Below are 14964 nucleotides of genomic sequence, written 5' to 3' on the forward strand. Positions count from 1 at the left end.
GTGGGGTTTTGTTGTGGCGGATGCCCTATAGGTTACGGCTTGGCAATGGGGAGTGAATCTGAAGACGATTGAGAACTCCATGCTATGCTCTGGCCATTATGAAAAATTGGTTGATGGCGGCGGCGATTGTGGCGGGGTTTGGTGTGTCTGGCAACGCGTGGGCGCAGGCGAAGCCGGATCCGGTGGAGAGCGCGATGGTGAAGGATATCGACGCTTCGACGGCGCGCGATGTGGCTCTGCTGGAGAAGATCGTCGACATCAACAGCGGGACGATGAACCTGCCGGGTGTGGTGAAGGTGAAGGACGTGATCGAGCCGAGGCTGGTGGGGCTGGGGTTTACGACGCACTGGAACTCGATGGAGCCGCTGGATGGGCGTGCGGGTGACCTGGTGGCGGAGCATCCCTGCGCGATGGGTGCGGGCAAGTGCGGGAAACGGATTCTGCTGATTGGGCACATGGACACGGTGTTTGAGCCGACGTCGACGTTCCAGAAGTATGAGATTGTGCCGGGGACGAACGGGCGTGTGGCGACGGGGCCGGGTGCCGCGGACATGAAGGGCGGGCTGGTGATTATGCTGAGCGCACTGCGGGCGATGAAGGTCGTGGGCGTGCTGGACAAGAGCGAGATCACGATTGTGTTGAGCGGTGATGAGGAGAACCACGGCAGGCCGACGAGCGTGAGCCGGAAGGACATGATCGACGCGGCGAAGCACAGCGACCTGGCGCTGGAGTTTGAGAATGCGTCTCGCGATGCGGGCTCCGGAGGAACGGGTGTGGATGGGCAGGATGCGGTGCGGATTGGGCGGCGGAGCTCGACGAGCTGGCGGCTGGAGACGACAGGGCGGACAGGGCACTCGTCGCAGGTGTTTGGAGAGGAGATGGGGTATGGCGCGGTGTATGAGTTGGTGCGGATTCTCGACCAGTTCAGGACGGAACTGCCGGAGCCGGGGCTGACGTATAACGTGGGGCTGGTGCTGGGTGGCGCGACTGTGCAACAGAACGCCAATAAGACCGGCGGCGACGCTACGGGGAAGACGAATGTGATTCCTCCGGCGGCGCTGGCGCTGGGCGATCTACGGACGCTGAACGATGAACAGACCGACCGCGTGAGGCACAAAATGGAGGCGATCGTACGCGACCATCTGGCGAAGACAGGCGCGACGATTGAGTTTGAAGACGGGTATCCGGCGATGGCGGTGACGCCGGGGTCGCAGGCGCTGCTGGCGGAGTTGCAGAGGATCAACGCGACGCTGGGGTATCCGCCGGAGGTGGTGACGGACCCGATTTTTGGCGGCGCGGGGGACATCTCGTTTGTTGCGCCTTATGTGCCGGGGCTGGTGGGCGTGGGCGCGATGGGTGCGGGGGCTCATGCAGAGGGCGAGACGGTGTATCTGGACTCGCTGCCGAGGCAGGCGAAGCGGATGGCGATTTTGATGTATCGGGAAGGCAGGGAGTAGGGAGTGGGGAGTAGGGAATAGAAGGGCGAGAGGCTGCTGCTGTATCCTCGGCTGAGGACGACCGAGGACTCTATGGTGGAGATGAAGCGGCGTAGCGGTGCGGTGGCAGGGGCGACGGTGGCCCTGGTGCTGTTGACGGCGATGAACTTCGTGAACTACCTGGACCGCTATATTTTGCCGGCGGTGCAGGAGCAGGTGAAGGGCGATTTTCACCTGAGCGATGCGCAGATTGGCGCGCTGACGTTCTGGTTCTTCGTGGCGTATGTGGGGGCTTCGCCGATTACGGGATGGCTGGGCGACCGTTTCTCGCGCAAGCCGATGATTGTGATTGCCGCACTGGCGATTGCTGCGATGAATTTCTTTACCGCGAGCGTGCATGACTACTGGTCTCTGAATCTGCGGCATGCGTTGCTGGGTATTGGCGAGGCGAGCTTTGGGATCTTTGCGCCGGCGCTGCTGGCGGATTTTTATTCAGAGCGCGACCGCAACCGCGTGCTGACGATCTTCAACATGGCGCTGCCGTTTGGCGCAGCGATGGGGTTTGAAGCAGGCGCTTGGGTGGGTGGTCACTATGGCTGGCGGATGAGCTTTATCTCATCGGCGGTGCCGGGAGCTGTGATCGGGCTGCTGATCTGGTTTTTGATGAAGGAGCCGGTGCGGACCGGCGGGTCGACGACGGTGAAGGTGGAGCGCGCGGGGGCGCTGTCGTTGCTGAAGAACCCGGCGTATCTGTGCGCGATTTTGGGATACGCGGCGGTGACGTTTTCGCTGGGCGGGATCTCGTGGTGGATGCCGTCGTTTCTGCATCGCGTGGCTGGGTACTCGATTGAGGCTGCGGGTGGCGTGATGGGGCCGATTATTGTGGTGGCTGGGCTGGGCGGTACGGCGTTGGGCGGATGGATCGCGCAGGTGTGGTCGAAGAAGACGGCAAAGGCGCTGTATCTGGTGCCTGCGCTGAGTGCGCTGCTGACGGTGCCGCCGGCGATGCTGTGTTTCTTTGGGCCGACGAAGTTCATTGTGCCGTCGCTGAGTGTGGCGGTGTTTCTGGTGTTTTTGGGCACGGGTCCGGTGAATGCGGCGACGCTGAATGCGGTGCCTGCGAACCTGCGCGCGATGGCGATGGCGGGGCAGCTGTTTGCGCTGCATGTGTTTGGCGATATGTCATCGCCCACACTGATTGGGATCGTGAGCGACCACTCGAACCTGCGGTTAGGGTTGGGACTGACGCTGGTGACGTTTGTGATTGGCGCTGGGATCTTCTTCCTGGGCACGCGGTACGCGCCGGAGCTGCATGACGATGTGCCCGAGGTCGTCGCAGCGTGATTGCGAACGCACGTGAATGGTGGCGCACAGGGGCAGAGACCGTGGCATGGCTGGTGGCTGCGGCGTGGGTGTTTCGGGCGAGCGATGTGGTGCGGAACCTGCCTGCGATGCCTCGGCTGACCGGGGTGGAGTGGGACCGGCTGCCGGAGCGCGTGGCGAGCCTTATGGTGGTGGTGCCGGCGCGGAATGAAGAGGCGAACATCGCGGCGACTCTGGATGCGCTGATGGTGGCAGATTATCCGGCGCTAAAGGTGCTGGTGATCGACGACCGGTCGACGGACAAGACGGGCATGATTGTGGATGCGTATGTGGCGGAGTATGCAACGCGCGCGCCGGGGCGGCTGGATGTGATCCACGTAACGGACCTGCCGGAGGGGTGGCTGGGCAAGACGTTTGCGTTGCAGGTGGGCACGGAGAATTCGGAGTCGGAGTTTTTGCTGTTTACGGATGCGGATGTGCTGTTCTCCCCGTCGGTGCTGCGGCGGACGATGGTATACATGGAGGCCGAGCGGGCGGACCATGCGGTGGTGCTGCCGACGATGCAGGTGAAGAGCTGGGGCGAGGGTGTGGTTCTGGGGTTCTTTCAGATACTGGGCATGTGGGCTGCGCGGCCGTGGCGGGTGAGCGATCCGAAGGCGTATGACACTGTAGGCGTGGGTGCGTTCAACCTGATTCGGCGGACAGCGCTGGAAGAGACTGGCGGATGGACGCCGCAGCGGATGGCGATCCTGGAAGACATTACGATTGGGCGCCGGATGAAGCTGGCGGGGATGCGGCAGCGGCTGGTATTTGCGCCGGGGCTAGTGCTGGTGCACTGGGCGAGCGGCGGGTTCGGGCTGGTGCGCGTGATGACGAAGAATTTGTTTTCTGCGTTCAACTTTCGGCCGCTGCTGCTGCTGGTCGCGGCGCTTTGGATGACGCTGTTTTTTCTGGCTCCGCTGGCGGAGATGGGATGGTGGCCGACCGTTGGAGCGGGCGTGATGGTGCTGTGCTCGATTGGGGCGCTGTACCGCGTGGTGGGTGAGGTGAGCGAGATCGATGCGCGGTATGGGTGGTTGTTTCCGCTGGGGGCGCTGGCGTTTATGTGGGCGATGGTGCGGTCGATGGCGGTAGTGTGGTGGCGCGGCGGTGTGGAGTGGCGTGGGACGCACTATGCGCTGCGCGACCTGCGCCGGCATAACAGCCAGTTGAAGTGGATTCGCGAGGCGGCGGAGGAGCGGCGGGCGGCGAAGATACGGCTGTAGCGGAGAGAGCCTCGGCACTACAGAGATGCAGGTCTCTCCGCTCCGAGTCGCGGTGGGCTGCGACTCCCCGGTCGAGACGACACTTCATGGGCAAGGAGATGAAAAAGGGAGTGGCGATTGCCACTCCCTTTGTGATTTTGAGGGTCGAGCTTAGACGGCGACGGGTTGGCGGCCGTAGCGCTTTTCGACGTAGTCGTTGAGGATGGTCTGGAACTCTTCGACGATGTGGTCGCCTTTGAGGGTCATAGCGAGTTTGCCGTCGATGTAGACGGGCGCCTTGGGCTCCTCGAAGGTGCCGGGGAGCGAGATGCCGATGTTGGCGTGCTTGGACTCTCCGGGGCCGTTGACGATGCAGCCCATGACGGCTAGCTTGAGCTCTTCGACGCCGGGGTAGACCTTCTTCCACTCGGGCATGGATTCGACGAGGTAGTTTTGGATGCGCTCGGCGAGCTCCTGAAAGTAGGTGCTGGTGGTGCGGCCGCAGCCGGGGCAGCTAGTGACCTGCGGCATGAAGCTGCGGATGGAGAGCGACTGCAGGATCTGCTGGCCGCAGCGGACCTCTTCGGAGCGGTCGCCGCCCGGTGTCGGTGTGAGCGAGACGCGGATGGTGTCGCCGATTCCCGCGAGGAGCAGTGGCGCGAGGCCCGCGGCGGAGGCGACGACGCCCTTCATGCCCATGCCGGCTTCAGTGAGGCCGAGATGCAACGCGTAGTCGCAGCGGCTGGCGAGCTCCTTGTAGACGTCGATGAGGTCGCGGACGCCGGAGACCTTGGCTGAGAGGACGATCTGGTCGCGGCGCATGCCGTAGCGCTCGGCGGCGGCGGCGTTGTCGAGCGCGGAGACGACCATCGCCTCCATCATCACGTCGCGGGCGTCGGCAGGCTCGGCGAGTTTTGAGTTGTCGTCCATCATCTTCGTCAGCAGAGCCTGGTCTAACGAGCCCCAGTTGACGCCGATGCGGACGGGCTTCTGGTGCTTGACCGCGACCTCGATCATGGTGCGGAAGTTGTCGTCGTCCTTGCGGCCGATGGAGCAGTTGCCTGGATTGATACGGTACTTGCTGAGGGCCGCGGCGGTGTCAGGGTACTTGGCCAGCAGGATGTGGCCGTTGTAGTGGAAGTCGCCGATGATGGGCGTGTTCCAACCCTTGGCCTGGATGCCTTCGAGGATGTAGGGGACGGCTTTGGCCGCGTCGTCGTTGTTGACGGTGATGCGCACCATCTCCGAGCCGGCGCGCGCGAGTGCCGCGATCTGCTGGACGGTAGATTCGACGTCTGCGGTGTCGGTGTTGGTCATCGACTGCACGACGACCGGCGCGTCGGAACCGACACGGACGTTGCCAATTTTTACGGTGACGGCTTTACGGCGATGGATCTCAGGCATACGGCTTAAGTTTACCAGTTTGCCACCGTCACTGTGTTGCTGTGAGGTTACGCGAGGTGCATGCGGGCGGCGTCCTGTTCGAGCAGGACGCGGGCTTCGGCCAGGGAGAGCAGGCCTCCATCGACCTCGAACTCGTACTCGCCGCCGTTGTCGGGGACGGGGATGATGTGGCCGACATCGTGGCCACGGTCGCGAAGGGTCTTGCGGATCAACTCGACGTCGATGAAGTGTTTCATGTGCTGGCACCTCTGCTGAGAGGATGCTGCGGGCGTGCGGCGGGTTTTCCCGGCATGACAATTTGGCCGGGAAGATCTGGACGAACCGGTATATGCAGGGCATTGGCTCGCCAGGCGGGATTGGGCAGACGGAACGTCTCCGCGCCAAGGCTTATGGCGGATAACACGCTCGACAAGCCGAGGGTGCCGGTTCAAGATGAAGGGTCTGTGGTGGCCCGGGCAGGAGTCCAACCTGCGACCTTCGCGTTAGGAGTGCGTTTTTTGTCCTGCAAGACCATGCTATCTATTGCAACGCGATGCGGCAAATAACCGCGTATTCATTGGGGCTTCGCACATTCACATAGAGTAAAATTGTTGCAGGGCGATGCAGGGTTTACGGGAACAAAGTATCCCAAAAGTATCCCAATTGCCCAAAGAGCGGTGATGAATCCGCCGTCTCAAAGCGAGGTGATCCCATGCCAAGACCGCCCGCCCCTGTGAAAGGGGTCTATCAACGTGAGGACGACCCGAGCGGGAACTGGTATGCCAGGTTTCGCATCGACGGGAAGCTAGTAAAGAAATCGTTTGGTGCCGACCGTGCTGCGGCAGTGCGATACGTGGAGAAGGCCAGGACGCTGAGGCAAACAGGCGAGGGACACATACCGCGCTCAGCGAAAGGAACTCCGAAGACCGCCCGTGAGATGGAGGCATTCACGGCAAACTCTTCCGTTCTGGTTGCAGAGCTTTGCGACGATCTGCTTCGCTATATTCAAAGTAAACCGACCGTCTACAAGGACCAGAGAAATCCTCCGTATCGTATCGGCCTCATCCGTGCCAAGTTTGGAGATCGTCCGGCAGCTTCGATCCGGCCCTACGAGATCGCCGATTGGCTTGACGGTATGGATAAGGCTCCGGCTACCATCAATCGGTATAAAGTGACGTTCTCTTCGCTGTACCGCTACGGTAAGCAGCGCGACAAGGTGAGCGTGAATCCAGCGCGGGAAGTCAGTCAACATAAGCTCAACAACGCCGTGATTCGGTTTCTCAAGCCTGACGAAGAGAAACGGCTACGAGCCGTCCTCCAGAACGCGGTTGACGCCTGTGGCCCGCAGAATGAACAGCGAAGAAAAAGGCTACTCCATCGTATCTACGAACTTGACATTGCCATAGGCACCGGAATGCGGAAGGGCGAGCAGTACGGCTTGTTGTGGAGCGACATCGACTTTGACCTACGTGTGATTACTTTGAGGGACACGAAGAACGGTTCCAGCCGCACTGTACCGATGATCGACGACGTGTTTCGTGCGTTCAAGGCACTAAAGAAGCTCTCGCTCGAACGGAAAGACCGAGCAACTGACCGTCCCAACAATTCCCCTGAAAACGTAGTGTTCGGCATCGGTGACAACAAGAAATGGTGGGAGGCCGCGCTGAGAGATGCAAAGATCAAAAACTTCCGCTGGCACGACCTGCGGCATACATTTTGCTCGCGACTTGCACAGGCTGGCGTAAGTCTAAAGGTCATTCAGGAAGCAGCCGGACATAAGACGATTGCAATGTCGGCGCGCTACGCGCATATGGACCACACAACCCTGAAAAATGCGATGTCCGTTTTGAATCGCACAACGTAAATAGAGATACACGGACGGAGTCTAAGGAACGGTTTTGCTGTCTATCATGGCGTAGCCACTGTTCGCGTTCAGCAACGACCTGCTGATGCCACAAACATGGAAATTACAGTCAGAAATTTGTTGTATTTTTCTGACATGTCCGCTCCGGCATTTAGCATTCCAGCCGCTATCCGGCACCGCATCTCCGCCCCGGCGCAGCCGCGCGTCTCGACGCTGGAGGAATTTGCCCACCTGGAACCGTGCACGCGATCGACTCACCGTCCTTCGAGCTCTGACAATTGGTGCGTTAGGCAACGGTGATAAGATGCTGGTCCCTGCACAAGTCTCGCACCTGAGCAAGCCGATTCGATCGAGTTGCGATCGATACTGCTTAGCCCACCTAGGTTGGGCGTATTTGGATACCGTGCAAGTTCTTCAAGTTGAGTGTTGAGACACCGATGGTAAGCAGCAGCTCCTTGTACGAGCCTGGCGCCCGAGCAGGCGGACTCAATTGACGCTCGATCAACGCCGTCCAGCTTGCTCAGATCAGGTATGCCTGGGTACCGTGCAAGTTCTTCAAGTTGAGTATTGAGACACCGATGGTAAGCGGCAGCGCCTTGTACGAGCCTAGCGCCCGAGCAGGCGGACTCGATTGAGTCGTGGTCGGAAGCTGACAAGCTGGAAATATCGTATGTTGTGGGCAGGGTTCGCTCATGACCGCTCCGCCGGGATAAATCAAATAAAGTACATCCAGCCATTCCGGTGACCTGCCCTTGAACCCGCTGTGCCTCCGCCGAATAGCGACCTGAAAGTGCCACAGCAGTAAATCCGGGGGGCTGAGAAATCCATCTTTGCGGTTTGAATTCAAAACGGCCATCGGGATCCGCCGTCACATCTCCCGAGTACGAACCCTCCGGGAAGCGATTGCCCCCAGGCACAGGATAAAAATCAAAGATGCCCGAAAGACCTCCGTCCGCCGATTCCGCAATCGTCAGAGTTAGTCCGGTAACGCCCTGAGCACAGGTGTATTCCCCCACCCAACTTCCGCTCAAGGATTTCCACCACGAAACCTCGACCTCTTCCTGCGCTGCCGCTTTGGATGTCCCAGGTGACGCCGCTAAAGGTGCAGCAGCCGGAAGGGATTGTTGTGCACCAACTTGTAGGCTTGATTGCTGAGCGGCTTGAAAAGTTTGTCGGAGCGATGCGACCTTTTCCGGTCCACTTTTCGTAGTGATTTGTTGAGCGCCTGAATGAGGCGGTGAATGCTCTCGACCATGCACGTCCGAGGTGCTTGAGTCAGAAACGGACGCGGCAGCATTTCGGGTGTCCATCTTAGTGATCTCATAATTCCATCGCAAACCACCTTGAGGATGATTGGGAAAGTAGAAGTTTCCGAATCCTGAAGTTTGGCCTGGCTCTGCATCCAAGAAGTTGTCCTCTTCTTCCTCTCCAATATTTTTGCAGCTCGACGGAGGTGAGGGATCGAATGTTCCAGACTGATAGGTGATGCCATATAAGGTATGCGACGACGGCTTATCCGTGGCCGGGCAATTGAAGATGCGAATCTTCATTCTTATGAAGGAAACTATTGCGGTCGAATTATTCTGGATAGTCCCGGTAAAGTTATATGCAGATGGATATTTTTCATTTGAATGCCCACTCACCGTTGTATCTGAAAGATTGCCATTGATGATTTTGACTTGCGACATCTGCGCCGTGCTTGCCGAATGGTCGTCCGGACCTCGAAAATGGGTGTCTCGATTCATGTTTGCAATTTTGCCAACGAACAGAACAAGCACAATGATGCCGATTATGGCCCAAAGCTGGTGCTTTGGCCCTACGTGCAACGCAAAAAGTAGTCGGCCTATTTGGTGTTGGTAAAGGCAGGCAACGCCGAACAGTAATGCCGCAGCTAAGAGGAACGCGAATGCGCCGTCTCCAAATGACCACGATGTCCAAAATGTAGCTGCCGCACCGAGCCCGAAAATGCTCCCAATAAAAGCAAAAAACAGCCGTTGGCCTTTGTTCAATGGAGATGTAGAGTTAGAAGGTTTCGATGCTGCCTGACCCTGCCGGGGAGCGGACTGGTGCGTCTGTGTCGAGCGGGCACCAGTCCATGAAGTGCTTTGCTCCGTGGAAGTGGTGTAAGGCCCTTGTTTCGTAGTATTCGTTGGTGGCGAAGCCGGAGACTGCGAGATCGATGCCGGAGAACCGCGGTACGAAGCAAGTTGGATGTCATACAGGTGGCGCTTCTCGCGGTTTGAAAGGACCGCGTAGGCTTCGTTAATTTCTTTGGATTTTTCTTCAGCTTGGCGCAGCCAATATGCAGGAGCATTCGCGAGGCGATCAGGATGAACCTCACGGATCAAACGAAGGTAGGCCGTTTTGATCTCCGCCGCCGATGCGGTTTCCGAAATTTCGAGGAGCGAATAGTAGGTTTCGTCCGGCATTTTTCAACCTAGAGGCCAAGGATTCGATATATCAAAGCACCTAGTTTGCGCTGTCTGCCACTCTTTGTAAGCGGTATGCCAATTCTACGTGACAGCTTTGAACGCAAGCCAGAAATGCCCAAGAGTCGCCGAATAGAGAACCCGCCATAGTTCATCGGGCGGCACCTAACAAAAGCTGCGTTGCCTGTCCAATTGAGGTCCGGATGTCATGGGCTCCCACATGCAAAGCAAGTTCCTTGCGCGTAGCCAATTGATCGAGAAATGCCTTATCGGCGTCATCGGTTCCAATGCAGATAATCTCAATACCCCTCTGTTTCAACAGAGCCGCAGACCGGAGAGCCTCTTCACACGAGTTCGGCTGTCCATCGGTCACGACCACCACGACAGCAAGTTCTTTGAACTTGCCAGAGAGATCAAGACCGGCGGCCAAATTAGTGCTACCCCCTACAATTCCGACTCGCACCGCAGTGATCTTTTTTTCAAAGGCGGCACTCTGCACCGTGGGATCGCATACCATCGCGGCCCTATCAGCGAAGACGGCAAGCCCCGTCGCATATCCGCTTTTTGTTGCAGATTTGGAAAAGTCGATTGCACCGTTCTTTGCTTGGGACATCTTATCCCCGGTCATGCTTCCAGAAGTGTCGATAAGAAGCAGCACGTCTTTGATCAACGACATCTCGGGCGTTTGATTTTCAGCGACGCCCTTGAGGCACAAGCGTCCCTGATCGTTTAAACGAAGCAATGGCATCGAAAGCCTCTCGAATATGAAGGTGGACTGCCTACCAAGTGTAGAGGAAAAGTCCAGTGCGGCATAGCAAACACCGAGCAGCGCTATCTATTTACCGCAGCATAGCGCCACCCACTTGGCGCATTCTTTACCCTCCGCTCCAGCGTCCGTCAAGGCGCTTCGCCCACTACACGGCGCGCAAAGAACGCGCGGCCCTGACCGACGCCTCCGCTGCGGGTGATTGCCGGTTATGAGAAGAATGTCTTCTTCTCATGTGTCCAGAAACACATGAAAGAGTGACTGCGGCGCGGCCATCGGCAGCGGTCGAAGAAGAGAGACCATCCCTAAACCTGATGGCTAAGCTGAAGCCGCAACAACAGCAAATCAAACAGAAATCGAACAGAACCGGGCAGCGTTCGACCCTAGTTCGAGTGCCGTTCGGCGGTTTAGAAATAGCGGTCATTAACCGAGTTCGGTGATTGGAATCGCGCGGAATCCGTTCGGGAATGGAAAGCTGTTCGGTGTACGGGATACGACTGCGCCGCCGGTTACTTTCGACTTGCCGACCACGTTCCGCACGAAGTCGAGATTGACCGTATCGCCGATGTCCGGCAGTTCTGTCCACTTCGCTTCAAACAGCTCCAGGCGTCCGCCTGCATCGACGATGAAGTCTACTTCGCGGGTGCGGTCGCGCCAGAAGAACAGGCTTCCGGTTCGGCTGGCGTTGCGTTCCCTCGCCCGTAGCTGGGCAAAAACAAATGTCTCCCAGACCGCTCCAACCGCTGGCGATTGGCGGAGGTCGTCCTCAGTGCGAATGTTCAGGAGAGCGCAGAGCAGGCCCGTATCCGTGAGGTATAGTTTGGGGCTTTTGACGATGGATTTGGTTCGATTCGAGAACCACGGTTCAAGCAAAACTGCCTGCCCGGAAGCCTCCAGCATGGACAGCCATTGGTTCGCCGTCGAAGGTGAGATGCCCACGTCGCGTGCCAAGTCAGCTTTGTTCAGCAGGTTTGCCGAGCGGAGGGCGCAAGCACGCAGGAACCTTTCAAAATCGCGTAGACTGCCCACGTTGGCGAGGGCGCGTACATCGCGTTCGAGGTACGTTGCTAGGTAAGAGTTATAGAAGGCCGCCAGGTCGATGTCTGGGTTGGCATACAGCTCTGGGAAACCACCACGCACGATGGCAGTTCCGACGGAAGTTTGCGGCAGCGCCGCAAGAATCTCAGCGTAGGAAAGGGTTTCAAGTTCCACGATGTCAGCCCTTCCCGCCAATGATTCGGAGACGTTCTTCATGAGCGTAAATTTCTGGGAGCCGGTTAGCAGAAATTGGCCGTTGCGAGTGCGCTTGGCGTCTACCTCCGCCTTAAGATGTCGGAATAGCCCAGGGGCATATTGCACCTCGTCGATGATGACGGGTGGGGGATGGCGTTGCAGGAAGTTGCGTGGCTCCTTCTCGGCTTGCTCGGCTTCGGTGGGCAGGTCGAGGGAGACGAAGGAATGGTTCGGGAAAAGGCGCAGAAAGGTTGACGTCTTGCCGGTCTGCCTGGCTCCCGTAAGCACGATAACGGGTCGCGTTTTTGCGGAGCGTTCTAGCCGAGGTTCAACAGCGCGTGAAATCCACATATGCAAAATATACGATGCAATCGCATATTTTGCACCCATGGGGTGTGAGGGTCGGATGCCTCGACTCGTTTCACCTATGTTCTGGGCCGCCGCGTCTTCAAAAGCAGAGGCACGCTGCTGCGCAGCGGATGAGAGCTGACACGTCATCCCCAAATGGGTGCTGCGGAGCGCCTCCGAAGAGCGATCTGTTAACTTCCGCTCCTGCAATAAGTTACCGTTTTGTGTTTACGGAGGTAAACGCGCAACTCTGTTGCCGTTTACACGCATGAAATGCTCACTAGATGCGTAGTTATAGAAACTAAGCCAGCCAGTAACGCATCCAAGCGGACACCAGAGAAGTCTCAATAGGTGGTACTGTTCATGGCCTCTTCTGATACCAAGTCACGTCAAGTCGCAGAACCAGCTTAGACCAGGCCGGCAGCAAGTGACGCCTCGCGGGTGAAATCCATCGCAACTCGGCTCACGGAAGCAGAGCTTAGTGAGATCGAAGCCGCTGCCGCCAAGACCGGGAAAAAGGTATCCGAATGGTTGCGCGACACCGCTCTTGCATCTGTCCGGCCTCCCCAGGAAGAGCAGGCGGACACGGTTCTATTGGCGGAGATCGTGGGGATGCGGGACCTCATGCTGAACCTATTTGCCCAGGCGTCGAAGGGGCCATTGAGTTCAGAAGATATGCAGAGGATGTCCTCTTATGCCGACTCTATTAAGGAACAAAAGGCCCGCGAATTGCTGTTCCTAAAGCGGTCGCGAACCACCACCAAATAAGAGGAGAAAGCATCATGCAATGGCCGGTTCTTCGCAGGGCGTTTCCGTGGAGAACTGGGCTGCTGCTGTGCTCGATTCCGGCGCTGGCATTGGTTGCATTGCTGGCGTGGTTTCGGTGGGAATTACCGCCGCTCGAACGCTACTATTTGATGGCCTATCGGGACAGTTCTAAGCACGCTGAAAATCCCGCGAGTACAACTCAAATTGAGTGGCTTTACAAGGCGGCTTCGGGACGGAAAAGCGAGCCCGCTATTCACCAGGATGTCGATTCAAACGGAGACGGATTTCTTCCGATTGGACTATCCTCTTCCGCCCGCAAGGGAGGATGGACTCAACTGGTCGAGATGCCTGTCCAGAGGTGGAAGTCAGTTGAGCTGGCGAGCTTCCTACAAGAGGACTTTTACGACAACCGTACCTTCGGAGAAGTGATCGCCGAACCGGTCTCCTTTATCTGCGTTATCCCGCTCCTTGCTCTCTATGTCGTGGTCATGACGAGACAGGAGTTGGCTGCTGAATGGAGTCGGCTCTATGAAGCGGTTTATGGAGATGAGTTCAACTTCGATTGGCACGCTATTTGGAGCCAGTTCAAGAAACAGATTAGAGGATGGAAACATGGTCTCTTTGCTGGTGCAAAGGCAAGTCTTTCGCGACGCCAATTAGAGCCCAAAGAACAACCCGTTGCGGCTGCCAAACAGAGGTCATTTCATGCTGAAGGTGACACGCCTTTGAGAGGTGAAAAGCCAGTTGTTGCGGCAGCCGCTCCTGTAAGGCCAAAACGTCACACAATATTCCCTGGAGCAGCAGCGATTCGCAACGGTGATGTACCACCTAAGCCGTGGGATGAATCGCAGTGGATCGACTAGCTTTGTCGATCCTCAAAGCGCACCATTGCGACCTTCAATATTCTGTGACATTCAAGTCTCAAAGAGACCTTCATTGACTTTGTTTGTATCTGTGCATTCGTGTACTTCTATGTCTGCCAGAAGAGATCGCATTGGCCCACTTATACACAGTGAATTAGAAGTGCAATAGTGGTTTCATTCAATATCCATGCGGGTATTAGTAGCTGTCGCGTCGAAAATATTTCTTGAAATCACGTCCCACATTTCCACATTTGGAGTTACGCTATGCATCAAGCAGTTGCGAGATGTTGCAGTTCGTGTGTTGAGGCTTATACGCATGTTGACTCTCTCCAAAGCGCTGTCGGCTACGCAGGCCCGCACCTACCATGCGAGAGAGTTCACGTCTGAGAAGCAGAACTACTGGAGCCGTGATCGACAGGGACACAGTGAATGGCAAGGAGAGCTTGCGCGTGATTGGGGTTTGCGTGGCTCTGTAGCTGATGAGCAGTTCGCACGGTTGAGCGAAGGCAGCATCCAGAGAGTGCCGTGCAACTCGTCAGGCATCAGCCAGCAAAGACCTACGAGAACGAATACGGCAAGCAGATCACAAGCGCGGAACATCGTGCAGGTTGGGATGCTACGTTTTCTGCACCGAAGTCCGTTTCTCTTACTGCACTCGTGGGTGGCGATGAACGCGTGCGCGACGTACATCGTGAAAGTGTTCGTGTTGCGCTTTATGAGTTGGAACGCTACACACAGGCTCGCATCGGCAATATCCATGCGCCTGAGACAACGGGTAAGTTCATCGCAGCAACCTTCGAGCATGATACGGCGCGGCCTGTTGATGGATATGCGGCACCGCAGCTTCACACCCATGCTGTCATCTTCAACATCACGGAGCGCGAGAACGGCCAGACCCGCGCTTTGCAGGAGCGCAGTCTCTTTCAGTCGCAGCAATACGCGACGAGTGTATATCGCTCAGAGCTCGCGGTGCGGCTACAAGGGCTTGGTTATGAGATCGAGCGCGGTCAACATGGACAGCCCGAAATCAAGGGGTACTCGCCGGAGTATCTGGAGGCATCAAGTCCTCGACGTGCGCAGATCATAGAGCATCTTCAAGAGATTGGGCGTGAAGGCGCAGGCGCGGCCCAGGTTGCAGCGCATCGCACAAGAGACAGTAAAGACCTGCTCTCGCGTGAAGAAGTGCTCGACCGGCACCGTGAACTTGCGGCGAAGTTCGGCAATCAACCGGATCAGGTCGTAGCGCAAGCGCGGGAGCATGGCCGCAAAATCGAACATCAGCCGGAGAAAACAGCCCAACAGTCGAT

General features: G+C 57.5%; 11 protein-coding genes and 1 pseudogene. 7 read left to right on the plus strand and 5 right to left on the minus strand.

Annotated features, from left to right (window positions below; all coding sequences use genetic code 11):
• Window positions 1-98 precede the first annotated feature (98 nt).
• The 3 genes from GOB94_RS13270 to GOB94_RS13280 all read left to right on the plus strand — a co-directional run bounded on the left by GOB94_RS13270 (window position 99) and on the right by GOB94_RS13280 (window position 4024).
• Window positions 99-1457, plus strand: a complete 1359-nt coding sequence (locus GOB94_RS13270; protein ID WP_182276360.1) for a M20/M25/M40 family metallo-hydrolase — start codon at window positions 99-101, stop codon at window positions 1455-1457.
• Window positions 1458-1538: 81 nt separating this feature from the next.
• Complete coding sequence (locus GOB94_RS13275) at window positions 1539-2780, plus strand: MFS transporter (protein ID WP_255483963.1); 1242 nt, start codon at window positions 1539-1541, stop codon at window positions 2778-2780.
• Entirely contained in the window at window positions 2777-4024 is a 1248-nt protein-coding gene (locus GOB94_RS13280; RefSeq protein WP_182276362.1) for a glycosyltransferase, read from the plus strand. The genes GOB94_RS13275 and GOB94_RS13280 overlap by 4 nt, the downstream gene beginning before the upstream one ends.
• 150 nt (window positions 4025-4174) lie before the next feature.
• Here the strand turns inward: GOB94_RS13280 and ispG are convergent, their stop codons facing one another.
• Together ispG and GOB94_RS13290 are read right to left on the minus strand one after the other, a co-directional pair.
• Window positions 4175-5407 (minus strand): flavodoxin-dependent (E)-4-hydroxy-3-methylbut-2-enyl-diphosphate synthase, encoded by a 1233-nt coding sequence (gene ispG, locus GOB94_RS13285; protein WP_182276363.1) that lies wholly within the window; start codon window positions 5405-5407, stop codon window positions 4175-4177.
• Window positions 5408-5454: 47 nt separating this feature from the next.
• On the minus strand, window positions 5455-5643 hold the full coding sequence (locus tag GOB94_RS13290; protein ID WP_182276364.1) for a hypothetical protein: 189 nt from the start codon (window positions 5641-5643) through the stop codon (window positions 5455-5457).
• Between the two features lie 455 nt (window positions 5644-6098).
• Here GOB94_RS13290 and GOB94_RS13295 point away from each other — a divergent pair, with 455 nt between their 5' ends.
• The gene (locus GOB94_RS13295) at window positions 6099-7250 is read left to right on the plus strand and encodes a site-specific integrase (protein WP_220464928.1); all 1152 of its coding nucleotides are present in this window, start codon (window positions 6099-6101) and stop codon (window positions 7248-7250) included.
• Between the two features lie 254 nt (window positions 7251-7504).
• On the opposite strand, the gene GOB94_RS13300 is transcribed toward GOB94_RS13295, so the two are convergent.
• From GOB94_RS13300 to GOB94_RS13310, 3 genes are all read right to left on the minus strand, one after another.
• Window positions 7505-9679 (minus strand): J domain-containing protein, encoded by a 2175-nt coding sequence (locus tag GOB94_RS13300; RefSeq protein WP_182276366.1) that lies wholly within the window; start codon window positions 9677-9679, stop codon window positions 7505-7507.
• A 151-nt stretch (window positions 9680-9830) separates the two neighbouring features.
• Window positions 9831-10427 (minus strand): vWA domain-containing protein, encoded by a 597-nt coding sequence (locus GOB94_RS13305; protein WP_182276367.1) that lies wholly within the window; start codon window positions 10425-10427, stop codon window positions 9831-9833.
• Window positions 10428-10868: 441 nt separating this feature from the next.
• On the minus strand, window positions 10869-12176 hold the full coding sequence (locus tag GOB94_RS13310; RefSeq protein WP_182276368.1) for an ATP-binding protein: 1308 nt from the start codon (window positions 12174-12176) through the stop codon (window positions 10869-10871).
• A 291-nt stretch (window positions 12177-12467) separates the two neighbouring features.
• On the opposite strand from GOB94_RS13310, the gene GOB94_RS13315 reads away from it, so the two are divergent.
• The 3 genes and pseudogenes from GOB94_RS13315 to mobF form a co-directional block, all read left to right on the plus strand.
• Entirely contained in the window at window positions 12468-12794 is a 327-nt protein-coding gene (locus tag GOB94_RS13315) for a hypothetical protein (protein WP_182276369.1), read from the plus strand.
• 14 nt (window positions 12795-12808) lie between these two features.
• Window positions 12809-13657: a hypothetical protein gene (locus tag GOB94_RS13320; RefSeq protein WP_182276370.1), complete on the plus strand. Its 849-nt coding sequence runs from the start codon at window positions 12809-12811 to the stop codon at window positions 13655-13657.
• Between the two features lie 316 nt (window positions 13658-13973).
• A pseudogene (gene mobF / locus GOB94_RS16920) lies at window positions 13974-14812 on the plus strand (MobF family relaxase); the annotation flags it as partial.
• Window positions 14813-14964 lie beyond the last annotated feature (152 nt).

It is taken from the genome of Granulicella sp. 5B5 (assembly GCF_014083945.1).
Taxonomy (GTDB): domain Bacteria; phylum Acidobacteriota; class Terriglobia; order Terriglobales; family Acidobacteriaceae; genus Granulicella.